We start from the raw sequence: 24,358 nt of genomic DNA, 5'->3' as shown, positions 1-24,358 counted from the left end.
ATGGAAGAGTGGGTAGGCGAACGCTGGCATCGTTTCATCAACGGCGCTGCGGATCGCAGTTTTGCCTCAGCCGCCATTACCCTCACCGAGGTCAGTGGCGCGGTGGCTTTGCTCTACCGCGCTGCGGGCGGTGCGCCAGGCACGCGCATCGTGCCGGCTGCTGATATGCGCATTGGCGGCCCGCGCACCTGGCTGCAACGTCTGGCGGGCAGTGGCGTGCGCGCCGCATTGCCGCGCTTGGACGAAGAGACCCTGGCCTTGCCGCCACGCATTGCCTTGTTCGCCGACAGCGCACTCAACCGCGACCTCTATCTTTGGTTGGCTGCTCTGGCCGCTGCCTTCGTGCCCAGCGGCCGGTGGGCGCCAGACAATCTCCTCGCCACGCGCCTGGCCTTGCAGCGCTGCCCGGGCTTGCGGCCACGGTGGGAGCGTTTGCGGTCAGCCCATCTGGCGCAACGCCGCGCCGACGCGCTGAAGTTGCCCGCGCCGGATCAGGCCGCCGAACAGCGGCTGCAAGCCTTGTTGCTGGCGGATGAAGGCGCGGCTGAGGCGACCTTGCTGGACGAGTTCGAATGGCATGCCCAGGCACCCGGTCTCGCGCCGGTATGGCTGTGGCTGCAGGCCGTGCCACCCGAGCTGGCGGCAGGCGCGGGGGCCAAACAAGAAGTCCGTCAGCCTAGAGCTGGCAACGGCGCGCCGCCTCAAGCCGAGGATGCTGAGCTTGCGCTGGCCAAAAAGCGCCGGCGCACCCGGCAAGCCAAACCCGCGAACGAGCGCGCGCCGCTCTTGCTGCCGTCCAAAACCGAGTCGCTGCAAAGCTGGAGCGAGCACATCCCCTTGGATCGCGGTCAGGACGATGAGCCCGACGACGAGCAAGCACAAGCGGCCGCCGACGATATGGAGCAACTCACCCTGTCGCGCGACGGTGTCGCCGGCGCCGCGCGGGTCAAGTTCGATCTGGATTTGCCTAGCGCCAGCGCCGATGACCTGCCGCTAGGCGAAGGCGAATTGCTGCCTGAATGGGACTGGAAGCGCCAGCGCCTCTTGCCCGGCCATTGCCAGGTTCAAACCCTGGTGACGCGACCCGGAGCCAGCCCCTTGCGGCCCAGCCCCTCGCTGCGCCGAACCGCGCGCCAGGTCAGGCGGCGCCTGGAGCTCTTGCGCGCGGCACCGAAATGGCAACGCGGCTGCAGCGAAGGTGAAGCCTTGGATCTCGACGCCTGGGTTCGCCATTTGGCCTCCGTCCAGGCCGGTGGCGGGTCTGACCCCCAGATCTACGCCCGCCGACAGCGGGGCGAGCGCAGCCTGGCGACGCTGCTGCTGGCCGATCTGTCCCTGTCTACCGATGCCTATGCGAATAACGATGCGCGGGTCATCGAGGTGATCCGCGATGCCTTGTTCGTTTTCGGAGAGGCCTTGCAAGCCTGCGGTGACCCCTTCTCGATGCTGGGCTTCAGTTCGGTGCGGCGCAGCCAGATCCGCATTCAGCATTTGAAGAGCTTTGAGGAGAACTGGTCGGGCCCGGTGACCGCCAGGCTGGCCGCCATCAAGCCGGGCTACTACACCCGCATGGGCGCGGCCATTCGCCTGGCCACCAAGCGCCTGCAGCAAAGGCCGGAGCGGCAGCGCCTGCTTTTGCTGTTGACCGATGGCAAGCCCAATGACCTGGATGTGTACGAAGGCCGCTGGGGCGTGGAGGACACCCGCGAAGCCGTGCTGGAAGCCCGCCGTGCTGGCTTGCAGCCCTTTTGCCTGAGCATTGACGCCGAGGCTCCTGACTATCTGCCGCACATCTTCGGGCGCCAAGGTTGGGCCCGCGTGGTGCGCCCGAGCGAGCTGCCCATGCGGCTGGCGGGAATCTACGGGCAACTGACCCGCTGAGCGAGCAAAAGGCAAAGCGGCGTCGCCACTGCGCGGCTGTCACTTTGCTGGGCTCCTCGCCGCAGACTTAAGCAATATCAAGGCCGGGATTTTGGGCGCTCTCGACAATGCAGTCTCCGCACACGCCGCCATCACTAGGGAGACCCGCCATGGATATGCGCGCATTTGATTTACCCCGCTACCTCTCGGTGCTGCCCTTGTTCACGGATTTGAGTGCGGCCGAACTGGCCCGCCTGGCAACGGGCTGCAGCTTGCGCCGCCTGGCCCGGGGCGACACCATTTTTCGGGTCGGACAGCCCTGCGAAGAGTTTCATGTGACGGTGACCGGGCAGGTCAAGCTCTTCGCCATCTCGCCATCCGGGCAGGAGAAGGTGATCGAGCTGGTGGGCCCCGGCCACAGCTTTGCCGAGGCCTTGATGTTCACTGGCAAGCCCTACATCATCAATGCCCAGGCTTTGACGGATAGCTTGCTTTTGTCGGTGTCCAAGCAGGCCGTGCTGACTGAAATCGAGCAAGACAGCCGCTTTGCCTTGCGCATGCTGGCGGGAATTTCGCGCCGCTTGCATGGCCTCGTTCATGACGTCCAGGCCTATGCCCTGCATAGCGGTGTGCAACGCGTGATCGGCTATTTGCTGCGGGATCAAGTGGCGGAAGACTGCGTGAATGGCGAAGTCATCACCGTGTCACTGCCGGTGAGCAAGGCGACCATCGCCTCCCGGCTCAGCCTTACCCCGGAGTATTTTTCGCGCGTGCTGCATGAGCTTGAGGCCGCCGGGCTGATCGAGGTGGACCGACGCGACATCCGCATCCGCGATGCCTCAGCCCTAGCGAACTACACCGGGGTTTGATGGCGGTAGCTTCGAAACCATTGCCCATCGTTCGCTAGAACTAGGGTGGATAGTTCTGAAGAACTACTGCCCACAATGACTTGACGCACGTCAAGTTGACCGATTTGCAGCCGAACAGAATCGCGCTCGCAGCGCCTTCTTCCTTTCGCCCCGCAACGAGGTCAAACCCATGAGCAGCCCTTCGAATCACGTACCGCTTGAGATAACGCGTTACATCGCCGTGCAGCCACTTTTCCGCGGGATCAATGATGATGACCTTGCCCGCATCGTCGATCATGGCTGCAGCTTGGTGCGTGTTCCCCGCTGCCGCAATCTGTTCAGCGCCGGGGACATCTGTGACAGCCTGCACATCGTCATCACCGGCCGCATCAAAGTCTTCGCCCTGGCCGCCAATGGCAGCGAAAAGGTGCTGGAGCTGATCGGCCCGGGCCAAAGCCTGGGGGAGTCCGCCATCTTCAATGACCAGCGCCACGGCTTCAGCGCGCTGTCACTCAGTGATTCGCTCTTGCTGCGCATTCCGAAGGCCGCCTTGGTCGCGCAGATTGGCCGGGACCCCAATTTCTCGCTGCGCTTATTGGCCCAGGCCTCACAGCGCATCCAGAATTTGCTGCATGACGTGGAAAGCTATTGCCTGCACAGTGGTCTGCAAAGAGTGGTGGGCTTCTTACTGAAGGGGCAATCAGACGAGAGCTGCGCACCGGCCCGGCCCCATACCGTGTCGCTGCCGGTCAGCAAGGCCACGATCGCCTCGCGCCTGAGCCTGACGCCAGAGTACTTCTCCCGAGTGCTACGGGAGTTAGAGGACGAAGGCTTGATTCAAATCTCGCGGCGCGACATCCATATCTTGCAGCCCCGCGAGTTGGCCAGCTACACCTTGCAGTGACGCTCCAGCGAGCCGGTTGTAACCATTGCGGCGGCTTGCTTCAGCCCCGAGGGCTGCTGGGCATCGGCTTGGCGCATCGCCGGGCTGAGCCGCTCATGCATGGCGGTCACCTCGCCAATCATCAGCAGAGTAGGGGACTTCAGGGCGTGGCTGCGGGCCAACTCCGGCAACTCAGCCAAGCTGCCGCGGATGCAGCGCTGCTTCGGCAGGCTGGCGTTCTCAACCAGCGCGGCCGGGGTATCGGCAGGCAAGCCATGCAGAATCAGTTGGCGGCTGATCAGGGGCAGGCTGTTCAGCCCCATATAAATCACCACGGTTTGGTGAGGCCGGGCCAGCATGGGCCAGTCCAGCGGCAGGGCCTCTGAGTCGGCATCATCTGTGTCCTTGGCGGCGCGAAGATGACCGGTGGCATAGATCAGGGTGCCGGCATGTGAGCGGTGCGTCAGCGGAATGCCCGCCGCAGCGCCGGCCGCTTGTGCGGCGCTGATGCCGGGCACGGTTTCAAACTGAATGCCTGCCGCAGCCAGGGCCTCAGCCTCTTCGCCACCGCGCCCGAAGATATAGGGGTCCCCCCCTTTGAGGCGCAGCACGCGGCGCCCGCCGCGTACCAGCTTGATCATCAGTTCAATGATGCCTTCCTGGCTCAGGGCGTGAAGGCCGCACTTCTTGCCGACGAAGATCGTCTCCGCCGCGGGATTGACCAGGGCCATCACCTCCGCCGACACCAAATTGTCGTAGAGCACCAGCTCCGCCTCAGCCAGCGCGCGCGCGGCTTTGAGCGTCAATAGTTCGGGGTCGCCGGGGCCGGCGCCGACCAGGGTCACTTGTGCCCAAGTCGGGCTGTTGCGGCTGGAGCGAGAGAGGTGGCGGGGCTCGATACGTGGATTCATTTTTGGGGCTCCGGCGCTGACACCTTGTTTGTGGTGCATGGCCTGATTGTGGTGAGCGTGGCTTCTCTTCGTCCTTGATGCAGTTCAAGGACAGTTGATGCCTCGCAGGGGAGCATGGCGCCATGTTGAATCGCAACGTTCTGCTGCTGCTAACTGTGTTGCTCTACGGGCTGTCTGGGTCCGTCGTGGAGGCTCAGCCCGCGCCGTCGAGCCCCGTGCTTGCCGACATCCAACCCAGCCCGGCCCGCCAGCAAGAGCTACGGCGCATGCTTGCGCACGACTGCGGCTCCTGCCACGGCCTGCGCTTGACCGGCGGCCTGGGGCCAGCCATTCACGCTGAGGCCGTGCAGCAAATGCCGCAAGCGGCGATTGCCGCCACGATTTACCACGGCCGGCCGGGCACACCCATGCCTGCCTGGAAAAGCATGATCACTGCCGCAGAAGCGGACTGGCTGGCGGCCTATATGCAGCGGCCCCCAGCGCCAAAACAGGAACTTGCTACGCAAGAGCACAGGCCATGAACTTCGTCTCCATTTCCTCATTCATGTCTGTCCATCGCGTCCGTCGTTTCAAACGCGCAGGCGCACGCATGCTTGCCTTGCTCAGCCTGTGCGTCCCGCTGGTCGCCTGTGTCGCCACGCCACCGGCGTCACCGCTGCCACCCTTGTCGGTGGGCACCGGGGATCTCGGCCTGGTGGTTGAACGCGCCAGTGGCAGCTTGCAGGTGGTCAACACCAGCCGCCGTGAGGTGCTGGGGGCGATCAAGGGGCTGGGCGACTTGTCGCATGCTTCCCTGGTCTACTCCCGCGACGGCGCCTACGCCTTTGTTTTTGGACGCGATGGCGCGCTCAGCAAAGTGCATCTGCCCAGCCGCAGCCTGGTGGACCGGATTCAGCAAAGCGGCAATTCGATTGGCGGCGCCATCTCGCAAGACGGCAGCCTGGTGGCCGCGCAGAACTATCAGCCGGGCGGCATCCGGGTGTTTGACAGCCAGACGCTGCGCCTGGTGGCAGATATACCGGCGGAGTACGAGCCTGGCAAGCTGTCCCGCGTAGTGGGCTTGGTTGAGCTGCCGGGCCAGCGTTTCATGTACGCCTTGTTCGATGCCAATGAGATCTGGATCGCCGATCTCTCCGGCGTGGCCGCAGGCCAAGCGCCGCAGTTGCAGAAGTTCAAGAACGTTGGTCGGCAGCCCTATGACGCCCTCATCACACCGGATGGCCGCTACTACATCGCCGGCCTCTTCGGGGAAGACGGGTTGGTCAAGATCGACCTTTGGGCCGCGCAGCCCAAGGCCGAGCGAATCTTGGCCGGCTATGGCCGTGGCCAGGAGCCATTGCCGGTCTTCAAGATGCCGCACTTGCGCGGCTGGGCCATTGCCGGCCGGCAGGCCTATCTGCCCGCCATCGGCCGGCATGAGGTGCTGGTGGTGGACATTGACAGCTGGCAGGAGTTGGGCCGTATCCCGGTGGCCGGCCAGCCGGTCTTCGTGATGGCCCGGCCGGACGGGCGCCAAGTCTGGGTGAACTTCGCGGTGCCTGACTACAACCAGGTCCAGGTGATTGATACGCAGAGCCGGCAGGTCATTCAAACCCTCAGCCCCGGCAAGGCGGTGCTGCATATGGAGTTCACTCCTCGCGGTGAGTCGGTCTGGATTTCGACCCGTGACGATAACGCCGTCAACGTGCTGGACACCCGCAGCTTCGCGCGCCAAGCCACGCTCAAGGCCGACGCGCCGAGCGGCATCTTTTTCACCAGTCGCGCCCAGCGCAGTGGGTTTTGAGCGCCATGTCACAACTCCCCACCTGCGCCCAAGACGAGGCGTTGCTGAACCGCTGGCAGCAGCGCTTTCCCATCTGCGCCGAACCCTTTGCGGAACTGGCCAAAGTGCTGGGTCTCAGTGATGGCGACGCGGTGATGGCGCGCCTGCAGCGCTTGCGTGAGCAGGGCAGCCTTTCGCGCATCGGCGGCATCTGGGGCGCGCGGGCGGCAGGGGCGGGCCTGTTGTGCGCCATGGCGGTGCCGCCAGGGCAATTGGAGGCGCTGGTGCAGCGGGTCAACGCCATGCCCGGCGTGAACCACAACTACGAGCGCGAACACCATTTCAATTTGTGGTTTGTCATCACCGGCCCGGACATGGACTGCCTGGCACAGGAACTGGCGGAGCTGGAGCAACAGTGCGGCTTTGAAACCCTGCGCCTGCCGATGGAGCGGGCCTATCGCATCAATCTGGGCTTTGACCTCAAGGATCCACATGGCGTGAATTGCGCGGCCCGTGCTGCCGATCCGCAGGCCGCTCACACGGCAGGCCATGGCCGCCGCGTAGCCGCTGAGGAGCGCAGCCTGGCGGCTTGTGTTGAGCAGGGCCTGCCCTTGCTGGCCCGCCCCTATGCCGCCTGGGCCGAAGCGGTGGGCTGGCCCGAACAGCGGGTCTTGCGCACCCTGCAAACCTGGTTGGAGCACGGCGTGCTGCGGCGCTTTGGCGTGATTGTGCGGCACCACGAATTGGGCTTCGCAGCCAATGCCATGTGTGTGTTTGATGTGCCCGACGATCTGGTGGATGCGCATGCCGCGCTGCTCGCACGCCAGCCCGGCGTCACCCTGTGCTACCGCCGCGCTCGCGGGGACCATTGGCCCTACAACCTCTATTGCATGGTGCATGGCCGCGCCAGGGAAGAGGTGCACCAGTGGCTGAGTCAGGCGCGCGAAGTTGCCGGTTTACAGGCCTTCTCGCAAGCCGTGCTGTTCAGTCAGCGGCGCTTCAAACAATGCGGCCCCAGCTACTTTCGCCAGCCGGGAGCAGCGACTCAAACCGAGGCAGGTCACTATGCATGAACGCCATAGCGCCAGACCCAGCGACACCACTTCAGCACCGCAGCTACCGCGCCAAGACGAGGCGCGGCTCGATGCCCTTGACGCGGCGCTGATCAACCGCCTGCAAACGTCCATACCGCTGCAGCCGCGGCCTTTTGAGCAGATCGGCAAGGAACTGGGCTGCAGCGAATCCTTGGTTCTGCTGCGACTGCGGCGGCTCTTGTCCGAGGGCGTCTTGAGCCGAATCGGCCCTTTGTTTCAAATCGAACGCGCCGGCGGGCTTTTTGTGCTGGCGGCGATGCAAGTGCCCGAGGCGCAATTCGAGGCGGTGACGGCACAGCTCAACGCCATTCCAGAAGTGGCGCACAACTATCGCCGGGACCATGCGCTGAATATGTGGTTTGTGCTGGCCACCGAAACGCCGGAAGAAATCTCTGGCGTTTGCGCGCACATCGAATCCCTGACGGGCTTGCAGGTGCTGGCCTTCCACAAAGAGCGCGAGTACTTTGTGGGCCTGCGCCTTGAGGCCCGCGCCCACGCCTGGTCGGATCACGACGGGTTTGAACAGCAACAAGGGCAGGGCCATGACTGATACCGCCTCAAAGCAAGACACCTCAGGCCAAGCCGCAGCCGCGCTCAGCCCGCTGCAGCGTGCCCTGATGCTGGCCACACAAAGTGGTCTGCCCCTGGTTGAACGCCCCTTCGAAGCGCTGGGCGCCATGCTGGGCATCAGTGAGGCGCAGGTGTGCGAAGAGTTGGCTCAGATGCAGGCATCCGGGCTGATCCGCCGCATTGCCGCCGTACCCAATCACTACCGCCTGGGCTATACGGCCAATGGCATGACGGTGTGGGACATCGACGATGCACAGATCGACACCCTGGGCCCACTGGTCGCCGCCTTCGAGGGCGTCAGCCACTGCTACCGCCGGCCGCGCCGCTTGCCGCACTGGCCTTACAACCTGTTTGCCATGCTGCATGGCCGCAGCCGCGCTGAGGTCGAGGCACAAGCCCGGGCGCTGCGCGAATTGCTGGGCCGTGCCTGCCGGGCCAATGACATCCTCTACAGCAGCGCCATTCTCAAAAAGACCGGCCTGCGCTTGAAGCCCGAATAAGTTCAAAGAAAAGAAAGGCCAAAGCATGTTGCGTATCAGCCAATACCTGCGCGAAGTCGCGCGGGCCGAGCAAGACGGCCACTATCCCAGCCCGCAAGGGCGCGCCAAGGCGCAGGCCGACCGCACCGCTTCCGCGGGCCCAGCCAAGGCGCGTGGCCCGGTGATGATCTGGAACCTGACCCGGCGCTGCAATCTGACCTGCAAGCATTGCTACGCCTTGTCTGCCGACCATGACTATCCCGGTGAGCTGAGTTTTGCTGAGGTCTGCACCGTCATGGATGACCTCAAACTTGCCGGCGTGCCGGTGCTGATCCTCTCGGGCGGCGAGCCCTTGCTTCGGCCAGACCTGTTCGAGATTGCTTCGCGCGCCCAGGCCATGGGCTTCTACACCGCGCTTTCCACCAACGGCACCTTGATCGATGCCGCCATGGCCGCACGCATCGCGCAGCAGAACTTCGACTATGTGGGCATCAGCATCGACGGCCTGCGCGAGACGCATGACCGCTTCCGCCGGCTAGACGGTGCCTACGATGCTTCACTGGGCGCGCTGCGCCTGCTGCGTGAGCGGGGCGTTAGAACGGGCTTGCGCTACACCTTCACCGACTTGAATCAGCAAGACTTTCCGGCCCTGCTGGAGTTGATGCGCGCGGAGCAGGTCGATAAGTTCTACTTCTCCCATCTCAACTACGCCGGGCGCGGCAATATCCACCGCGGCCGGGATGCCCACTTCAAAGCCACGCGCGCCGCGCTGGACCTGCTATTCGAAACCGCCTGGCGCGACGCGCTGGAAGATGTCAGCACCGCCGCGCCGCAGCCGCGTGAGTACGTCACCGGCAATAACGATGCCGACGCCGTCTATCTGCTGGCCTGGGTCAGCGCACGCTGGCCGCAATGGGCGGATGACGTGCGCCGGCGCCTGGTGGCCTGGGGCGGCAATGCCTCCGGCGTGGGTGTGGCCAATATCGACAACCTGGGCGAGGTGCATCCCGACACCATGTGGTGGCATTACAGCCTGGGCAATGTGCGCCAGCGCCCCTTCTCTGCCATCTGGCAAGACCGCAGCGACCCGCTGATGGACGGCCTGAAGACCAAGCCGCGCCCGGTCAAAGGCCGCTGCGCCGAATGCCAGCACTTCGCCATCTGCGGTGGCAACACCCGGGTGCGAGCCCAACAAACCAGCGGCGACCTCTGGGCCGAGGACCCGGGCTGCTATCTGGACGATGCCGAGATCGGTCTGTCTGCCGAAGCCAGCGCGCGCCTGCAAGCGCTCAGCGGCCAATTGGGGCCGCGTGATGGCAGTGTGAAGCCTTTCAGCTCCAAGCGCAGCAGCGGCAGCAGAAACAGCAGTGCTGCGCCCATCCACATTCAGCCTGTTGAAGCCATCAACAGCAGCGAGGGGGCATGAACATGAATGAACAGTTGAAGACCCTCGTCAAACTCGCCTTGGTGCTGGGCCTGTTCGGCCTGGCCTGGGACTTTGCCCGTGCGCAGACTGTGGAGGCCGGTGCCTTGTACCAGCAGCAATGCGCCAGCTGCCACGGCGAGCAACGCCTCGGCGTGATGGGCCCGGCCCTGCTGCCGGAAAGCCTGGAACGCCTGCGCCGCCCAGAGGCCATCAAGCTCATTCGTGAGGGGCGCCCGGCCACCCAGATGCCGGCCTTTGGCGCCCAGCTCAGCGAGGCCGAGATTCAGGCCTTGGCCGCCTATATCTACCAGCCTCAGCTGCCGGCGCCGCAATGGGCGGCGGACGACATCCGGCGCTCGCGCAGCTTTGATGCGGACAGCCGTCAATGGCCGGCCAGCCCGCAATGGAAAGCTGACCCGATGAATCTCTTCGTGGTGGTGGAGGGCGGTGACCACCACATCAGCCTGCTGGATGGCGACCGTTTCGAGACCATCCATCGCTTCCCCAGCCGCTACGCCCTGCACGGTGGCCCTAAGTTCACGCCCGATGGCCGTTATGTCTACTTCGGTTCTCGCGATGGCTGGATCAGCAAGTACGACCTCTGGAACCTCAAACAAGTGGCCGAGGTGCGGGCCGGCCTGAATATGCGCAATGTGGCCGTCAGCAGCGATGGCCGCTGGGTCATGGCGGCCAATTACCTGCCGCAAGAAGTGGTGCTGTTCGATGCCGACCTGAACTTGGTCAAGCAGTTTGAGGCCAAGAGCATGAACGGCAAGCAGGGTTCACGAGTTTCCGCCGTCTACGACGCCGCGCCGCGCAAGAGCTTTGTGGTGGCGCTCAAAGACATTGCCGAGTTATGGGAGATCTCTTACGACCCCAAGGCCGAGGTGATCCACGACGGCCTGGTGCATGACTACCGCATGGGCGAGGCCATCGCCCGCCCCGGCTACCTGAATGCGCGCCGCACGCCGCTGGATGAGCCGCTGGACGACTTCTTCTTCGACGACAGCTACAACCATGTCTTGGGTTCCGCCCGGCCGGGCTCTGACGCAGCAGGCGGCGCCAGCAAATCCACCCTGGGCCAGGTGGTCAACCTGAACGCCCGGCGCAAGGTCAGCAGCCTGCCCATAGCCGGCATGCCCCACCTCGGCTCAGGCATCAGCTTTGACTGGCAGGGCCGCCGCGTGATGGCCAGCCCTAACCTCAAAGACGGACGCATCAGCGTGATCGACCTCAAGAGCTGGGATCTGGTGCGCGAGATCACCACGCCCGGCCCGGGCTTCTTCATGCGCAGCCATGCCAAGAGCCGCTTTGCCTGGGCCGATTCCATGATGGGCGGCAAGGAGGCGAAAGACACCTTGACCATCATCGACAAGCAAAGCCTTGAGGTCGTGGCCCAGGTGCGCGAGCCCGGCAAAACCTTGGCCCATATCGAGTTCACCAAAGACGGCCGCTTTGCCCTGGCCAGCCTGTGGGAACTAGACGGCGCCTTGATCGTCTACGACGCCGCCACCTTCAAGGAAGTGAAGCGCATCCCCATGAGCAAGCCCGTCGGCAAATACAACGTCTGGAACAAGATCAGTCGGGAGGAGGGGACGTCGCATTGACCCGGCGGGGCCAGCGATAAATGGAAGCGACGCCAGACGGCGAGAGGTTGCCAGGGCCTTTGGATTTGCAATCAGCGCCTGCAATGGCGTTTGCCTGAGCGCTTCAAACCTTGGCCGCACTTGCGGCCAATTCAGCCAGCCTGGCTGGATTCCGGGCAATCGCGGGGAACAAGGGCATGGTATTCCGCCATTGTTCCGCCGGCCAGGGGTTTGAACATCACCCGCAGCGTGTTTGTTTGAGAACCAAACTGCACACCCTCACGCAAGCGCGTCTGCACATAGCCCTGCGACTGCCAGAAGCGCTCGGCTCGCGTGTTGCCCTGAACAACGCCGAGCCGAAGCCACTTCGCGCCCTTGGCGTACGCCCAGGCTTCGAGGCTTTCGTGCAAGCGGCGGGCATCGCCTGTGCCGTGCCGCGCAGTGGCCACGATGAAGGTGCTGACGTTCCAGACCCCGGGCGCAAGAAGGTCCGACACCAAATTGGCAAAGGCCATCAAGGCGCCATTTGAGTCCATAGAGCCAATGAACCATGTCTTCGTATAGGGCCACCCCGCAGGCAGCTCGCCATGGAGTTCTTCCTTCGCCTCATTCGCCGAAGCCGGCGTCCCTTGTGTCAGCTGGAAGTACTCAGGATTCGCATCGAAGAACTGCTGGAGCAGTGGTGCATCTGCGCTCCCAAGCTCGATGACTCGAACTTCTGGGATAGGCGATGGTGGGAGTGAGAACGAACTGGAGCGCCTTGCACTCATGTTTACTGCTTGATGGAAAGGCTATGTCTCTGTATGCCAAGTTGGGCGTTAAGCATCATTCGTTGATAGGTCCGACGGGACAGTTCGCTGGTCTCGTCTCATTCCAATGGCGAATGAGCAGGGCCTTTGAACGCTCGTACCAAAAAGCAACGGCTCGCCGTTGCTTAGCAGTAAGGGCTCCGACCAAATGCGTTCCGTCCAGAATCGAGAAGGATGCATCTACGCCGCGGCCAACGATGTGAAAGTGCGGGGGAGGATGTTCGCGAGGGAGGATGACCACAGTAAGTCCGTCAATTCGGTCAACTAGCTGCTTCCTTCCGAGAAATTGAACGGAGCCGTTTTCGTCGACCTCACAGTCAGTCGACATGAGACCAGCCAAGAGTTCCGCTGACCGCTCTAGATTCGGGCTTTTGCGCAACAGTTGATCAAGAAGTTGGGTCGGGGACATGCTCGTTCTGACGCTTGGCGTGTTGTTCGCACATTGTTAGCGATTCCTCCTCGAAATTTAGGCAGTCGAACTTTTGCGGGATTACCGCTTTGAATTCGGAGGCCGAAGTTTGCATAGGCAGGAACAGCCGGATAGGTCCGACATCCCGGCCCAACTCGAAAAAAATAAGGGCGCCCGAAGGCGCCTCATCTGTTGCTTAGCTTGAGCCAGCCATTACTGTTTAAGGATCCACTCCACGCCGCCCTTGAGGTCGGCATCGTTGATCTTCTCGGGTGGGTTGGGCGGCATTGGAATGGGGCCGTAAACGCCTTTGCCGCCGGTGCGAACCTTCTGGACCAAGGCAGCAGTGGCGTCCTGGCCTTTGTACTTGGCGGCCACGTCTTTGAACGAGGGCCCCACCAGCTTTTTGTCTTTGGTGTGGCAAGCCATGCAGCCGGCCTTGTTCAGGGCTTCTTCATTGGCCTGAGCGACTGGTGAGGCGCCCAGCAGGGCGGTCGCGGCCAGCAGAATGAATGGAAGTGCGCGCATCTGTCATGTCTCCTTTGAATCGAATCGCTAGCCGAAGGGCCTTGCCCCTCGGATAAAAAGGGGAGGCGGGCACGCCTCCCCGGCGATCAGTACACGTCGTGCTGGGTGTTGTACACGTTGAACTTGCCGGTCGGTGTGATCAGGCGCGGGTCCTTGATCACGGCCTTGAGCTTGAGCGTCTTGTCGTCCACCACCACGATGGCGCTTTCCTTGTCCTTGGCGGACCACACGGAGAACCAGACCTCATCGCCGGCCTTGTTGTACTCCGGCTGAACTACGCGTTTGGCGCCGTCATCCTTCAAGCCCGCCCACTCGGCGATGGGCAAGACCTTGAAGCCCTTGTCCAAAGCATTGATGTCAAACACGGCCACTGACTGGGAGATGGCCGCATCGGGGTTCAGCGGTGTGTCCGAGTACAGATGGGTGGACTTCGGATGTGTCTTGATGAACAGCGCACCGCCGCCCTGGCCCTTGATCTGCGCCACTTCCTTGAAGGCGTATTGCTTGTGCTTCACCGGATCGGTCGCGACCAGGGAGATCGCCTCATCACCCAAGTGGCCGGTGCTCCAGACCGGGCCGAACTTGGGGTGGATGAAGTTGGCGCCACGGCCCGGATGCGGGATCTTGCTGACCTCGACCAGCTTGACCAACTTGTCTTCCTTGGCATCCACCACGGCGATCTTGTTGCTCTGGTTGGCGGCCACCATGAAGTAGCGCTTGGTGCTGTCCCAGCCACCGTCATGCAAGAAGCGGGCGGTGCCGACCTCGATGGTCTTGAGCGCATTGAGGTCCGAATAGTCCACCATCAAGGTTTTGCCGGTTTCCTTGACGTTGACGATGAACTCGGGCCGGTAGTGGCTGGCCACGATGGAGGCCACGCGAGGCTCGGGGTGGTACTCCTGCTTGTCCACGGTGTTGCCGCGGGTGGAGACGATCTTCAGCGGCTCCAGGGTGTCGCCCTTCATGATCACGTACTGGGGCGGCCAGTAGGCGCCGGCAATCACCAGCTTGTCCTCATAGCCCTTGTACTTGCTGGCCTCCACCGAACGGGCTTCCAGGCCCATGCGGATTTCGGCCACGTTGTCGGGCTTTTCCATCCACAGATCGATCATATTGATCTTGGCGTCACGGCCGATCACGAACAGATAGCGGCCTGAGGCAGAAGTGCGCGAGATGTGCACCGCGTAGCCGGTCTTGACGATGTTGATGATCTGCTTGGTGTCGCCGTCGATCAGGGCCACTTCGCCGGTGTCGCGCAGCGTGGTCGAGAAGATGTTCTCGATGTTGTAGTTGTTCATCTTCTTGGTCGGCCGCTTCTCTGGCGGCACAACGACCTTCCAACTGGCCTTCATATCGGCCATGCCGAACTCGGGCGGTGTCGGCGCGTCGTGCTGGATGTAGCGGGCCATCAGGTCCACCTGCTGCTCGCTCATCTCGCCGGAGGTCTGCCAGTTGGGCATGCCGGCAGGCGAGCCGTAGGCGATGAAGACCTTCAGATAGTCGGTGCCCTTGCCCAGGGTGATGTCGGGCGTCAGCGGTTTGCCGGTGGCGCCCTTGCGCAGCACGCCGTGGCAGCCGGCGCAGCGCTCGAAGTAGATCTTGCGGGCCGTGTCGAACTCGGCCTGCGTCATCGGCGGCGCCTTGGGGTTGCTGCTTTGCACCATGGGCACATCGGTCAGGGCCGAGGGGGCGGCGTGGTACTTCACATCGCCCGCGCTGATGTCTTTCTTGCCTTCTTGAGCCACTGCACTCAAGGGCAGTGCCACCAACAAAGCCAGTTGACCCAGCAGACTGAGCCGGAGCAGGGGACCGCGAGCAGCACGTTGGGTGGGTGTTCTGTCTTGCTTCATGTCGTACCTCTTTTCTTCGGGATGAAACTCTGAACGCTGGTTGAACGTGTTGAGAACTGCGGCAATCGTCCCGCTGCACCCTGGCCTCGTCCTTGAACTGGTTTAAGGACAGACACGAAGCCACGCATCGGCGCCACGCTTGACCGAACTCAAGCCAAAGCCTTGCGGCAACACAAATCACGCCGCCTGCTATCGCGATAAGGCACGTTCTTCTGGCGACACTTTTGTGCGGATTCAGCAGCACGCCGGCGATGGCATAACGCGCAATTAAGACGGGTGTCCCAGGCAATCGCGGCAAGAAGGGCGCGAGGGCTGATGGCGCGCTCGCCGAAAGGCACTGGCGGCCGCGTTGCCCGGGTCAATCGGGCCGAGCCGAGGCCATGTCTCGCCCTTGTCCGACAAAAAAGCTCGGTTTCTTATGCCAGGTCAATGCCGAGGCTCGGCCTTCGATGGTCGACTCATCACCCAGGAGTTGACGCCCGTTTCCACTCAGAAAGCAGCGCCTCATGAATGCTTTTATTCACTCAGAAACCACCCCGTACAGCGGCCCGCAGCTCAGCCCGGCACAGCTTCAAGCCAGGCAAGTGCGCCAGGCCTTGGAGCAGGCGTGGCCTGCGCTGCTCGATGTGCCGCAAACCCTGAACGAGCTGGCCGGCCTGGGCCGCAGCCACCGGGTGCGCGCCCGCGGTCGGGTGCTGCACGAGGGTTTTGCCAACAAGGGCAGCCTGTGGCTGCTGGTGCGCGGCAAGGTCAGCATGGGTAAGCGCTCGGAAAAGGGTAAATGGTGGCAAAGCCACTCGCTGAGCGCCGGCCAATGGCTGGACTTATCGAGTGCCTGGAGCGGTTCGCTTTATCCTGAGACCGCCATCGCCACCACGGCGGTGCTGGCGCATGAGTTCCCGGCCACCGAGGTGCTGCGGCTGAGTCGAGAGGAGCCGGCGCTGCTGGGCGCCTTGTTGGCCAGCCTGTCCAGGTTCAGCTGCGAAGCCATTGCGGCCCGCCAAGCGCTGACCATCAAGGACTTCCCGGTGCGCTTGGCCGAGTGGTTGCTGGTGCAGTTGCAGCAGTCAGACAGCGCCGACCATCTGGTCATCAGCGAACTCAAACGCGACCTCGCCGCACAGCTTGGCGCCACGCCTGAAACCCTGTCACGCACGCTGCGGCAGTTTCAGGAGAGCGGCTTGATCGAGATGCAGCACAGTGAAGTCTGGATCCCTGATGTTCAACGACTGCGCGGTTTTTGCAAAGCCAGCGTCAGCCGCTGAGCTTCCGCCTTGCATAGCAGGGCCACGATCAGCACAAAGCTCACAAGGGCCAGGCCATGCCCCGCGCCGGCCCAGACGAGCCAGTCGGACCGCTGCGTGAGCACCGCAAAAGTCCGCAGCAGCAAGCTCAAAGCCATCAGGCCAAGTGGCAGCAAGGCCCAAGCACTGTAGAGCGGGCGCAGGCCCAGCAGCACGGGCAACATGATGGGCACATGGGCGAAGACCATGGCGAAGACAAAGCCCAGCCACATCAGGTGCCAGGCCACGCCGCCCACGCCGCCTTGGCCGCTGAGCCCCGCCGCGCTGGCCGCCAGGAGCCAGCCATAGCCCACCATCAAGCAGCGCGCCGTATGGCCGGCCCAGCCACTTTGGCGCCATTGCAGGCGGGCCAGATCGAAAGCCAGCAGCCATAGGGCCAGCAGGCCGAAGAGGAGCCAGCCCAGTTGCGCACCCCAATGCGCACGGGGTCCCATCAAAAGCACGGCCGCTAGGCTAAGCAGCGCCCAGGCAAAAAGAAAGAGCTGGCTCGCCCAGGCGGGCAGCGGGCGCAAGCGCATCAACTCACGCCGTTCGCCAACAATGGTCAGCAGCAAGAACAAACTCCAGGCCCAGCGTGCTTGCTCCAGGTTGCCCAAGACATAGGCCAGTGCCCCCCACACCAGAGCGGCGCCGCCGCTGGCTTCGACGGCCAGGGGCAAAGACAGGGCGCGTGTGCGTGCCGCCCACAGATACAGGCCACACAGGCCGATGCTGGACAAGAGCCATGCCCAGGCCGCGCAAGCCGCAAAGCCCGCCATTGCCAGCAGCCCCGCCAGACCCGACAGCAGGGGCAGCCAGGTGCCACGGTGCAAGGCAAGGGCGCGCTCCAGGCTGATCAAGCTGGCGAAAAATCCTGCCATCAGCAAGGCGCCGTGCTCTTGCAAAACCTGTGCGGCCAATGGCGCGGGCAAGATCTGCCAGCCGAAGCGGGCCAGGCCGCCGGCCAGCGCGCCCAGCAAGTTCAAGGCCGCCAGGGCTAGGCACAGGCGAGTCACGATGCGTGCCCAGTGGCTAGGCCCGGGCTTGCGGCGCGTGCTCATGCCTGCGGCTCGGGCCAGCCAAGGCGTTGGCGCAAGGCCGGCGTCATGCGCTCGGGCGACCATATCAGGCCCCAGTCCATATCGACTTCGATACGCCAATCCGGCGAGCATTCCGCTTCGATGGCGCAGCCGGCTTCATCCATGAGTTGGTCCGCCATCGGGCAGGTGGCACTGGTGGGAATGAGCAGCAGTTCCGCCAAGCCGGGGCTCAGAGTCAGCGACTCCAGCAGTCCAAGCGCCACGATGCTTTCACCAATCTCCGGGTCCAAGACCTTGTCCAGGGCGGCCAAGATGCGAAGACGCAAGGCGTCCATGTCTGACTCATTCATCGATTGCTTCTCTTTGTTTGAATTGGGCTCAAGAGCCAGGGCAGATAGCGGCAGTTCCAGCTCAGCGCCAAGAGGGCAAAGCCGGCGCCAGCCAAGGCCAGCAGCAGGCCGCGATGGGTGCTGAAATCGGCCGCTAGGCGGATCAGCGTCGTTGCTTGCAGAAGCGCTTGCATGACCCAAAGCGGGCGATCCACCGCCACGCTGCGGCCTTGCTGCACAGCGCTGACCCGGCTGACCATGGCCAGCAAGGTGCTGCCCATGAAGCCTAGGCTCACGGCGTGTTGCGGGGCCAGGCCGAGCCAGCCGGGGTGGCCGCTGGCGGCGGCGGCCAAAGCCGCGGCGTCCAAGAGAAAGCTCAGGCCCAGCCAGAGATAGCCCAAATGCAGTTGTGCGACCAGGGGCGTACGCCGTGCCGCAGCCAGCTCCGGCGCCCAGGCATCCCGCCAGAGCCAGATCCCCAGGCCCAGCAATGCCGCGGCGCTGGTCCAGGCCACAAGCGCAGACGGCGGGTAGGCCAGCAAAGTGGCGAAATCCAGTGCGGCGCGTAAGGCCAGGCCGCTCAGCAGGGCAATTAAGAGCAGAGCTTGGCGCCGCCCGTCTTGATGCAAGAAGGGCGTGAGCCGCTGCAAGGCCAGGGCAAAGACGCCGGCCACGCCGAGGTTCAGCCCGGCATGAACGGCTAGGCGCAGCAGCAAGACTTGCTCGCCGAGCAGCGCGAGGGCCGCCAGGGCTTGACACAGGGCCAGCACGAGCAGCCCCAGGGCAAGCCCCCGCGCATGGCCCGAGTGCCTGGCGCCAAGGCGGCGGCAATCAGCCCAGAGGCGCCGGCTGACGTCGCCCAGCACCAGGGCGGGCATCGCCGCGCCCAAGGCGGCAGTGCCCCGCCAGCCCATTGCCGCGCCGACCAGCAGCAAGGCCCAGCCCAGGACGGCAAGCCATGCGCTACGCCAGAAGACCGCCCCCGCCGGCGGCATCGGGAGGCCCAACCAGCGCGGCACCGTGGTCAGCGCGAATCCGGCGATGAAGAGGGGCATAAAGCCCAAGCTCATGCTCCAGCCATGCAGCAGGCCCGCGGGCAGCAGCAAGGCTGCTTGGGGCGCCGCGCTCAGCAATTGCCAGGCCCAAAGACCAGCAGCACCCAGCCAAACCGCGGCTGCGGCGCTGAAGAAGGGGCGGTGCGCTGAGGCCAAGATCTGCGCCAGCGCTAGCGGGGGACAAAGAACACGGCTTTGGCCGTGAAAGTCTTGGCGCCGCCGCCTAACTCCTGTGCCTCAATCTGAACGGGGTGTGCACCGGAAGCCAATCCAGCGGTGGGCGGCAGACGCAACTGCACCGGCAGGGTGCCAATGCTGGAAGGCGCCACGCTGATGCTTTCCGCGCCCTGGGCCAGCAGTTGCAGCCCCGGCAGGCCATCGGCCCGCAAGTGCAGTTGTAGCGGCCTTTCGGTGCGGTTGATCAATTGCAGGCGGTAGACGTTTTCGATTTCGCCCTCGTCAACTTGGCGCGCCATGACTTGGCGGTCTTTGATCACATTGATCAAGAGCGCTTCACGCTGATACACGCTGAAGACGAAGGCCAGACTGAGCGCCATCAAGGCCGCGCCGTAAAGCAGCACCCGCGGCCGCAGCACGCGCGCCAGCATTTGCTTGCGGCTCCATTGACCGGTGATGCCGTTCTCGGTGGCATAGCGGATCAAGCCTCGCGGCGCGCCGACCTTGTCCATCACCTGGTCGCAAACATCAATGCAGGCGGCGCAGCCTATGCACTCGTTTTGCAAGCCATTGCGGATGTCAATGCCGGTGGGGCAAACCTGCACGCACAAGGTGCAATCGATGCAGTCAGCGGCGCCGCTTGCCTGGGGTATTAGCTCTTGCTTGCGTGAGCGGGCGCCGCGTGGCTCGCCGCGCTGAGCGTCGTAGCTGATGATCAAGGAGTCGGCGTCGATCAGGGCGCTTTGGAAGCGGGCATAGGGGCAGATGTATTTACACATCTGCTCGCGCAGAAATCCGGCGTTGCCATAGGTTGCCCCGGCATAGAACAGCACCCAGAACAACGGCCACGCCTGTAGGCTCAGGCTCATCACTTGGCCGGCCAGTTCGCGCACCGGAATGAAATAGGCCACAAAGCTGAATCCGGTCAGCAGCGACAGGGCGAGCCAGCCACCATGCTTGGCGCACTTGCGCCCGATCTTGGGCCAGGACCAGGGTTCGCGGTCCAGGCGCATGCGGGCTTGCCGGTCGCCTTCGGTGTGGCGCTCGATCCAGAGGAACATCTCGGTGTAGACCGTTTGCGGGCAGCTGTAGCCACACCACAGGCGACCGGCCACGGCCGTGAAGAAGAACAGGGCCAGGGCGCTGAGCACCAACAAGGCCGCCAGGTAGATGAAGTCCTGCGGGTAGAGCAGCAGGCCCAGCACATAAAAGCGGCCGGTCTCCAGATCGAAGAGCAGGGCTTGGCGGCCGTTCCACTGCAGCCAGGGCATGCCGTAGAAGAAGAGCTGGGTCAGCGCCACCATCAGCCAACGCCAATTGGCAAAGCGGCCGGTGACCGAGCGGGGGTAGACCTTGGTTTCAGCCGCGTAGAGTGGAATCACCCGCCGCGGCAAAGCCGGGCTTTCAGGCTGGATCATGGCTGCCCTTCTTGCGGCGGCTGGCTGGGGCGGGAAGGGGCATGCCGAGTTTGATCTCTCGGATGCCTGCAGCGGAACCCGGCGGCGTCGGGCTCAAGAGGTCGGCCAAGCTGTGTCGGTCAAGCTGCTCCAGAAAGGCGGCCAGGGCCTCGTTGAAGATGCCTGTCAGCCGGCAGCGACCGGTGAGGTTGCACGCATTGCCCGTGCCAAGACATTCGACCAGATAGAAATCCGTCTCGATGGCCCGCACCAGCTCACCCAACATGATCTCGCTCGGCGCCAGGGCCAGGCGCATGCCGCCACCCTTGCCGCGCACCGTGCTGATCCAGCCGCCCAGGCCGAGCTGGTGGGTGATCTTGGTCAGGTGCGCCTCGGAGATGTCATAGGCTTGCGCGATTTCTGCGGTGGTGCAAAGTCGCTCTGGGTGTTGGCCCAGATAGATGAGCATGCGCAGGGCGTAATCGGTCATGGTGGTCAGGCGCATCGGGTGTTCTCCTGGTGGGTCTGATTGGTGGAAAAGTGGGAGCGTCGCCGCCTTGGCTCCAAAGCCTGCGGGCGTGACTTGCATCTTGGGCTTGCGTCTGCGCTCAGCCGGGCAGACCGTCGATGCGTGGTCGCAGCAGCATGGGCCCATAACGCCACAAATACAGTGCGAATGCCGTGGCCCAGAGTGCGGCGGAAAGCCAGACCGCTTGCAGCAGGGCGGCCGGCATCAACAGCGGCAAGAAGACACGCAGCAGGGCCGCGGCCAACATGGCCAGGTAAGCGGCGGTCTCAATGGGGCCAGCCTTCAAGGGCCGGCCGGTGTGGCCCAGTGCGGTGCGGGTGATCATGCCCAGGGTGATCAGGCCAATCAGGCCGACTGTGAGGGCATGGGTGGCCAGCGAAGCCGGCAGCCATTGCAGCGCCGCCGCCGCGCGCAGGGCCAAATGCAGCAGCAGCCATGCGTAGGCCGCGTGCAGCACCCAGACCAGAGGGTTGCGCAGGGTCTTCCAGGGCTGCCACAGCGCAAAGCGCCAGCCATGGGCGACGAGGGCCGCAAGCAGAGGCAGCAGCATGGCCGGCCCACTCAGGCCCACGGCATCGCCTGCAGCCAGCAACAAGACGCTGCCCAGGGCGGCACGCTCCACCCGATCATCGCGCCGGGCATTCATGCCGGGCACGCCGTTGTTGGAGAACATGGGCACTACGCGCCCGGCCATCACCGCGATGATGAAGAGCAGCAGATCCAGCGCCAAGGGCAGACCCAAACCGCGGGCCGGCGCCGCCGGCAGGGGCAGCTGCGCCAAGAGGCCCAACTCACTCAGATGCAGGGCAGCGGTGGCCAGGCCGATGACCAGCAGCAGGCCGACAAAGAAGTAGTTGCGCCGGTTGCCACCGGCGTGCAAAGCCCGCCACAGACCCCAGGCTGCCAGCCACGGCACGGCCACATTGACCAGCAGCGAAGCCCAAAGCCAAGGCGAGAGCACCAGCACACGGGCCAGCACCCAAAGGGCGGCCAAGGCCATCAGCGGCCGGCCAGTCGGTGTAGGCTGGCCCGACCAGTTGCGACCGGCCGTAAACAGAAAGCCGATGATGATGGCCAGCGCGTAGCCGAACACCATCTCATGAGCATGCCAGGCCGAGCCGCGCAGGCCGCCATGACCCAGCAGGCCGCTGAACTGCAAGGCCCACAAAGGCACGGACAGCAGGGCTAGCGTGGCCGCCAGCAAATAGAAAGGGCGAAAGCCCAAGTCCCAAAGGGCCAGGCCTTCGCCTGGCCGGCGCCGCAGGGGCGGCTCTTGCAATTGCAGGAATACCTTGCTCATGGCGACCTCTGTGCTCGGCCGGGATCAGTTCGCGGCGCCGCCGCAGCATCCGCAGCAGCTCTTGCCGGCGGGGCGCCGGCCAATCCGCAGGCGCCATTGCTGCGGCCCGCCTTCCAGCACCTCCCAATCAAACTGGCCCGGCCAGAGGGCTTGGAATTGCTGCTTCAGCGGCAGCGGCTCATGGTCGCTATGCAGGTCAAACCAGGCGCCAATGGGCAGGCTTTCAAAGTGCTGAAAGATCAGGCCGTGGCGCTGAGATGGCGGGATCTGGCGTACATCGATGATGGCAGCGGCGGCAGTGGGGGTGGAGACGGAATTCATGTCGATTTCTATAAGTTGCATTTTGAATGCAACTATTGTCTCGGGAATTCCTGCCAAAAGCAATATCTAAAATGAAGCTTATGAAGGGGTGCGCAGGATCGGCTTAAGCTTCAGCGCTGGGACTTCTGCTTGAGATAGGCCAACAGCTCTTTGTCCGAACGCCGAATGTGCAGGGACAACCAATCACGCAGCACCGCAGACAACTGGGCAGCAACTGCCAGGCTGCCGGCGTCGTAGCGCTGTTTGAGTGCATGCAACTGGGCGATGAATTTGGCGTGGCCTTGCTGGTGGCGTTCCAGGTTCGGGAAGCCTGCAGCCCGCATCAGCTGCTCTTCACGGGACAGATGATCGGCGGTATAGGCCAGCAACTGATCCAGGATTTGGCCGACTACTTCTTTGCCTTGCCCCTCACTGGTGGCGCTGTGCAAATCGTTGACCAACTGCACCAGGTGCAGGTGATCCTGATCGATGGGGCCATCGTCGATCACCATATCGCTGGCCCATTTGAAATAGCTCATCGCTGGCTCCTGCTGTGGGGGAGGGCAGTGCGGCTGCGCTTAAGAGCGGGCGCTGGGATCTAAGCGGAACACGCTGACCAGACGCACCAGGGCATGGGCCTGAGCGGCCAGCGATTCGGCAGCCGAAGCGGCTTCTTCCACCAGTGCGGCATTGCCTTGCGTTACCTGATCCATCTGCCCCATGGCCTGGTTGATCTGGGCAATGCCGCTGGTTTGCTCTTCACTGGCTTGCGTCACTTCGCGCATCAGATCGGCCACCCGGCGCACGCTGACCACAATCTCGTCCATGGTGCTGCCAGCCTGTTCGACTAGGCGACAGCCTTCATTGACATTGCCCACCGAGTCGGCGATCAAGCCCTTGATCTCACGGGCTGCGGTGGCCGAGCGCCCGGCCAGGCTGCGCACCTCGCTGGCCACCACGGCAAAGCCGCGCCCCTGCTCGCCGGCACGTGCCGCCTCGACCGCCGCGTTGAGCGCCAAGATATTGGTTTGAAAAGCAATGCCATCGATCACGCCGATGATGTCGCCGATGCGGCGTGAGGAGCCGGCAATCGCTTCCATGGTGTCCACCACCCGGCCGACCACAGCGCCGCCCTTGGCGGCCACGGCGGCGGCCGATGAGGCCAGTTCGTTGGCATGACGGCCAGACTCAAAATTCTCTTTGACCGTGCCAGCGAGCTCCTGCAGCGAAGCCGCTGTCTGCTCCAATGCAGCCGCCTGCTCCTCGGTGCGTTGCGAAAGGTCGAGATTGCCGGCGGCGATTTCGCCGGTGGCCGTTGAGATGGCCTCGCTACCTTGGTGGACCTGGCCGACCATGCGCGTCAGGCTCTCGTTCATCAGTGACAGCGCTTGCAAAAGCTGCCCGGTCTCGTTATTCCCCCCGAGCTCGATATGACGGCTTAGATCGCCTGCCGCTACTGATTGAGCGAGTGAGACTGCATGGCGCATCGGCAAGGCAATGGCGCGGTACACCACCATGGCCACCACGACCGCGAAAACTGCACCAACAAGACCAAGCATGGCCAGAACTTTGACGGTAAAGCTGATGCTTGCCGCCATCTCATTGCCTTTGTCGGTGACGATCTGGCGCTGCAGGTCGGCCAAGGCATTGATGGGCTGCTGCAAGTCATCGATGGCGGGCAGGGTTTCTTGATTCATCACGCTGACCGCCTCGTCGCGCCGCCCCTCGGCCACCAAGCTGGCCACGCGAGTGAAAGCCTTCACAAATCGGCCCCGTCTCTCGACGATGGTGGCCAGGAGCGCTTTGCCGTCGGGACGTTGCACCAGCTCATTCAATTGCGACAGGGCTTGGTCAATCTTCTTCTTGTTGGCAGCAATGTCCGCATTGATCCGATCCCGCTGTCCCGCATCGGTAGCGATCAAGAGGGTCGGCC

26 protein-coding genes are annotated in these 24,358 nt (G+C 63.7%); 11 read left to right on the top strand and 15 right to left on the bottom strand.

Annotation, left to right across the window (positions count from 1 at the left end; genetic code table 11):
- Positions 1–1,881 carry a nitric oxide reductase activation protein NorD gene (locus tag AT984_RS08240; RefSeq protein ID WP_058719684.1) on the top strand — a complete coding sequence of 627 codons (1,881 nt, stop codon included), beginning with the start codon at positions 1–3 and terminating at the stop codon, positions 1,879–1,881.
- 149 nt (positions 1,882–2,030) lie between these two features.
- Entirely contained in the window at positions 2,031–2,729 is a 699-nt protein-coding gene (locus tag AT984_RS08235; protein WP_058719683.1) for a Crp/Fnr family transcriptional regulator, read from the top strand.
- A 40-nt stretch (positions 2,730–2,769) separates the two neighbouring features.
- Here the strand turns inward: AT984_RS08235 and AT984_RS23230 are convergent, their stop codons facing one another.
- Entirely contained in the window at positions 2,770–3,006 is a 237-nt protein-coding gene (locus AT984_RS23230) for a hypothetical protein (protein WP_197418351.1), read from the bottom strand.
- A gap of 12 nt (positions 3,007–3,018) precedes the next feature.
- Between AT984_RS23230 and AT984_RS08230 the strand changes: the two genes are divergently transcribed.
- Positions 3,019–3,612 (top strand): Crp/Fnr family transcriptional regulator, encoded by a 594-nt coding sequence (locus tag AT984_RS08230; protein WP_231741591.1) that lies wholly within the window; start codon positions 3,019–3,021, stop codon positions 3,610–3,612.
- Here the strand turns inward: AT984_RS08230 and cobA are convergent.
- Positions 3,597–4,502 (bottom strand): uroporphyrinogen-III C-methyltransferase, encoded by a 906-nt coding sequence (cobA, locus tag AT984_RS08225; protein WP_082679878.1) that lies wholly within the window; start codon positions 4,500–4,502, stop codon positions 3,597–3,599. The two genes, AT984_RS08230 and cobA, sit on opposite strands and share 16 nt — an antisense overlap.
- 122 nt (positions 4,503–4,624) lie before the next feature.
- Between cobA and AT984_RS08220 the strand changes: the two genes are divergently transcribed.
- The 7 genes from AT984_RS08220 to AT984_RS08190 all read left to right on the top strand — a co-directional run bounded on the left by AT984_RS08220 (position 4,625) and on the right by AT984_RS08190 (position 11,440).
- Positions 4,625–5,023: a c-type cytochrome gene (locus AT984_RS08220; RefSeq protein WP_082679877.1), complete on the top strand. Its 399-nt coding sequence runs from the start codon at positions 4,625–4,627 to the stop codon at positions 5,021–5,023.
- 68 nt (positions 5,024–5,091) lie between these two features.
- On the top strand, positions 5,092–6,285 hold the full coding sequence (locus AT984_RS08215; RefSeq protein ID WP_156422209.1) for a cytochrome D1 domain-containing protein: 1,194 nt from the start codon (positions 5,092–5,094) through the stop codon (positions 6,283–6,285).
- 5 nt (positions 6,286–6,290) lie between these two features.
- Positions 6,291–7,337 (top strand): siroheme decarboxylase subunit beta, encoded by a 1,047-nt coding sequence (ahbB, locus tag AT984_RS08210; RefSeq protein ID WP_058722173.1) that lies wholly within the window; start codon positions 6,291–6,293, stop codon positions 7,335–7,337.
- Complete coding sequence (locus tag AT984_RS08205) at positions 7,330–7,908, top strand: Lrp/AsnC family transcriptional regulator (RefSeq protein WP_082679876.1); 579 nt, start codon at positions 7,330–7,332, stop codon at positions 7,906–7,908. The genes ahbB (AT984_RS08210) and AT984_RS08205 overlap by 8 nt, the downstream gene beginning before the upstream one ends.
- The gene (gene ahbB, locus AT984_RS08200) at positions 7,901–8,428 is read left to right on the top strand and encodes a siroheme decarboxylase subunit beta (protein ID WP_197418281.1); all 528 of its coding nucleotides are present in this window, start codon (positions 7,901–7,903) and stop codon (positions 8,426–8,428) included. Before AT984_RS08205 ends, ahbB (AT984_RS08200) begins: the two co-directional genes overlap by 8 nt.
- 25 nt (positions 8,429–8,453) lie before the next feature.
- Positions 8,454–9,833, top strand: a complete 1,380-nt coding sequence (gene nirJ / locus AT984_RS08195) for a heme d1 biosynthesis radical SAM protein NirJ (protein WP_082679875.1) — start codon at positions 8,454–8,456, stop codon at positions 9,831–9,833.
- 2 nt (positions 9,834–9,835) lie between these two features.
- Complete coding sequence (locus AT984_RS08190) at positions 9,836–11,440, top strand: nitrite reductase (RefSeq protein ID WP_058722171.1); 1,605 nt, start codon at positions 9,836–9,838, stop codon at positions 11,438–11,440.
- 131 nt (positions 11,441–11,571) lie between these two features.
- On the opposite strand, the gene AT984_RS08185 is transcribed toward AT984_RS08190, so the two are convergent.
- The 4 genes from AT984_RS08185 to AT984_RS08175 form a co-directional block, all read right to left on the bottom strand.
- Positions 11,572–12,189 carry a GNAT family N-acetyltransferase gene (locus AT984_RS08185; RefSeq protein ID WP_082679874.1) on the bottom strand — a complete coding sequence of 206 codons (618 nt, stop codon included), beginning with the start codon at positions 12,187–12,189 and terminating at the stop codon, positions 11,572–11,574.
- A gap of 55 nt (positions 12,190–12,244) precedes the next feature.
- On the bottom strand, positions 12,245–12,556 hold the full coding sequence (locus tag AT984_RS23945) for a DUF4160 domain-containing protein (RefSeq protein WP_442952184.1): 312 nt from the start codon (positions 12,554–12,556) through the stop codon (positions 12,245–12,247).
- Between the two features lie 294 nt (positions 12,557–12,850).
- The gene (locus AT984_RS08180) at positions 12,851–13,165 is read right to left on the bottom strand and encodes a c-type cytochrome (protein WP_058719681.1); all 315 of its coding nucleotides are present in this window, start codon (positions 13,163–13,165) and stop codon (positions 12,851–12,853) included.
- 86 nt (positions 13,166–13,251) lie between these two features.
- Entirely contained in the window at positions 13,252–14,829 is a 1,578-nt protein-coding gene (locus AT984_RS08175; RefSeq protein ID WP_370454922.1) for a cytochrome D1 domain-containing protein, read from the bottom strand.
- Positions 14,830–15,521: 692 nt separating this feature from the next.
- Between AT984_RS08175 and AT984_RS08170 the strand changes: the two genes are divergently transcribed.
- A complete protein-coding gene (locus AT984_RS08170; RefSeq protein ID WP_058719679.1) occupies positions 15,522–16,280 on the top strand; it encodes a Crp/Fnr family transcriptional regulator in 759 nt (252 codons plus the stop codon).
- Here AT984_RS08170 and AT984_RS08165 read toward each other — a convergent pair.
- From AT984_RS08165 to AT984_RS08125, 9 genes are all read right to left on the bottom strand, one after another.
- Positions 16,238–17,359, bottom strand: a complete 1,122-nt coding sequence (locus AT984_RS08165; RefSeq protein WP_058719678.1) for a hypothetical protein — start codon at positions 17,357–17,359, stop codon at positions 16,238–16,240. The two genes, AT984_RS08170 and AT984_RS08165, sit on opposite strands and share 43 nt — an antisense overlap.
- Positions 17,356–17,688 carry a metal-sulfur cluster assembly factor gene (locus AT984_RS08160; protein WP_058719677.1) on the bottom strand — a complete coding sequence of 111 codons (333 nt, stop codon included), beginning with the start codon at positions 17,686–17,688 and terminating at the stop codon, positions 17,356–17,358. The genes AT984_RS08165 and AT984_RS08160 overlap by 4 nt, the downstream gene beginning before the upstream one ends.
- The gene (locus AT984_RS08155; protein WP_058719676.1) at positions 17,685–18,878 is read right to left on the bottom strand and encodes an NnrS family protein; all 1,194 of its coding nucleotides are present in this window, start codon (positions 18,876–18,878) and stop codon (positions 17,685–17,687) included. The genes AT984_RS08160 and AT984_RS08155 overlap by 4 nt, the downstream gene beginning before the upstream one ends.
- Positions 18,879–18,892: 14 nt before the next feature.
- Positions 18,893–20,317, bottom strand: a complete 1,425-nt coding sequence (gene ccoG / locus AT984_RS08150; protein ID WP_058719675.1) for a cytochrome c oxidase accessory protein CcoG — start codon at positions 20,315–20,317, stop codon at positions 18,893–18,895.
- A complete protein-coding gene (locus AT984_RS08145; protein WP_058719674.1) occupies positions 20,304–20,801 on the bottom strand; it encodes an RrF2 family transcriptional regulator in 498 nt (165 codons plus the stop codon). Before AT984_RS08145 ends, ccoG begins: the two co-directional genes overlap by 14 nt.
- A gap of 103 nt (positions 20,802–20,904) precedes the next feature.
- Positions 20,905–22,125, bottom strand: a complete 1,221-nt coding sequence (locus tag AT984_RS08140) for an NnrS family protein (RefSeq protein ID WP_058719673.1) — start codon at positions 22,123–22,125, stop codon at positions 20,905–20,907.
- A gap of 24 nt (positions 22,126–22,149) precedes the next feature.
- Positions 22,150–22,467, bottom strand: coding sequence for a DUF2249 domain-containing protein (locus AT984_RS08135; protein WP_231741589.1), 318 nt, complete (start codon positions 22,465–22,467; stop codon positions 22,150–22,152).
- An 89-nt stretch (positions 22,468–22,556) separates the two neighbouring features.
- Positions 22,557–22,964 (bottom strand): bacteriohemerythrin, encoded by a 408-nt coding sequence (locus tag AT984_RS08130; RefSeq protein ID WP_058719671.1) that lies wholly within the window; start codon positions 22,962–22,964, stop codon positions 22,557–22,559.
- A gap of 39 nt (positions 22,965–23,003) precedes the next feature.
- Positions 23,004–24,347: a methyl-accepting chemotaxis protein gene (locus AT984_RS08125; RefSeq protein WP_058719670.1), complete on the bottom strand. Its 1,344-nt coding sequence runs from the start codon at positions 24,345–24,347 to the stop codon at positions 23,004–23,006.
- Positions 24,348–24,358 lie beyond the last annotated feature (11 nt).

Origin of the sequence: Paucibacter sp. KCTC 42545 (genome assembly GCF_001477625.1) — a bacterium.
Taxonomy (GTDB): domain Bacteria; phylum Pseudomonadota; class Gammaproteobacteria; order Burkholderiales; family Burkholderiaceae_C; genus Paucibacter_A.
This window is presented reverse-complemented; position numbering and strand designations above follow the sequence as displayed.

Coding starts and splice junctions, on each gene's coding strand:
- AT984_RS08165 (WP_058719678.1), bottom strand. CDS start 17,359: ATGAGCACGCGCCGCAAGCCCGGGCCTAGCCACTGGGCACGCATCGTG.
- ahbB (WP_058722173.1), top strand. CDS start 6,291: ATGTCACAACTCCCCACCTGCGCCCAAGACGAGGCGTTGCTGAACCGC.
- AT984_RS08160 (WP_058719677.1), bottom strand. CDS start 17,688: ATGAATGAGTCAGACATGGACGCCTTGCGTCTTCGCATCTTGGCCGCC.
- AT984_RS08130 (WP_058719671.1), bottom strand. CDS start 22,964: ATGAGCTATTTCAAATGGGCCAGCGATATGGTGATCGACGATGGCCCC.
- AT984_RS08170 (WP_058719679.1), top strand. CDS start 15,522: ATGAATGCTTTTATTCACTCAGAAACCACCCCGTACAGCGGCCCGCAG.
- AT984_RS08175 (WP_370454922.1), bottom strand. CDS start 14,829: ATGGTGCAAAGCAGCAACCCCAAGGCGCCGCCGATGACGCAGGCCGAG.
- cobA (WP_082679878.1), bottom strand. CDS start 4,502: ATGAATCCACGTATCGAGCCCCGCCACCTCTCTCGCTCCAGCCGCAAC.
- AT984_RS08180 (WP_058719681.1), bottom strand. CDS start 13,165: ATGCGCGCACTTCCATTCATTCTGCTGGCCGCGACCGCCCTGCTGGGC.
- AT984_RS08140 (WP_058719673.1), bottom strand. CDS start 22,125: ATGAGCAAGGTATTCCTGCAATTGCAAGAGCCGCCCCTGCGGCGCCGG.
- ahbB (WP_197418281.1), top strand. CDS start 7,901: ATGACTGATACCGCCTCAAAGCAAGACACCTCAGGCCAAGCCGCAGCC.
- AT984_RS08235 (WP_058719683.1), top strand. CDS start 2,031: ATGGATATGCGCGCATTTGATTTACCCCGCTACCTCTCGGTGCTGCCC.
- nirJ (WP_082679875.1), top strand. CDS start 8,454: ATGTTGCGTATCAGCCAATACCTGCGCGAAGTCGCGCGGGCCGAGCAA.
- AT984_RS08145 (WP_058719674.1), bottom strand. CDS start 20,801: ATGCGCCTGACCACCATGACCGATTACGCCCTGCGCATGCTCATCTAT.
- AT984_RS08185 (WP_082679874.1), bottom strand. CDS start 12,189: ATGAGTGCAAGGCGCTCCAGTTCGTTCTCACTCCCACCATCGCCTATC.
- AT984_RS08190 (WP_058722171.1), top strand. CDS start 9,836: ATGAATGAACAGTTGAAGACCCTCGTCAAACTCGCCTTGGTGCTGGGC.
- AT984_RS08205 (WP_082679876.1), top strand. CDS start 7,330: ATGCATGAACGCCATAGCGCCAGACCCAGCGACACCACTTCAGCACCG.
- AT984_RS23945 (WP_442952184.1), bottom strand. CDS start 12,556: ATGTCGACTGACTGTGAGGTCGACGAAAACGGCTCCGTTCAATTTCTC.
- ccoG (WP_058719675.1), bottom strand. CDS start 20,317: ATGATCCAGCCTGAAAGCCCGGCTTTGCCGCGGCGGGTGATTCCACTC.
- AT984_RS08215 (WP_156422209.1), top strand. CDS start 5,092: ATGCTTGCCTTGCTCAGCCTGTGCGTCCCGCTGGTCGCCTGTGTCGCC.
- AT984_RS23230 (WP_197418351.1), bottom strand. CDS start 3,006: ATGATCGACGATGCGGGCAAGGTCATCATCATTGATCCCGCGGAAAAG.
- AT984_RS08240 (WP_058719684.1), top strand. CDS start 1: ATGGAAGAGTGGGTAGGCGAACGCTGGCATCGTTTCATCAACGGCGCT.
- AT984_RS08135 (WP_231741589.1), bottom strand. CDS start 22,467: ATGCAACTTATAGAAATCGACATGAATTCCGTCTCCACCCCCACTGCC.
- AT984_RS08220 (WP_082679877.1), top strand. CDS start 4,625: ATGTTGAATCGCAACGTTCTGCTGCTGCTAACTGTGTTGCTCTACGGG.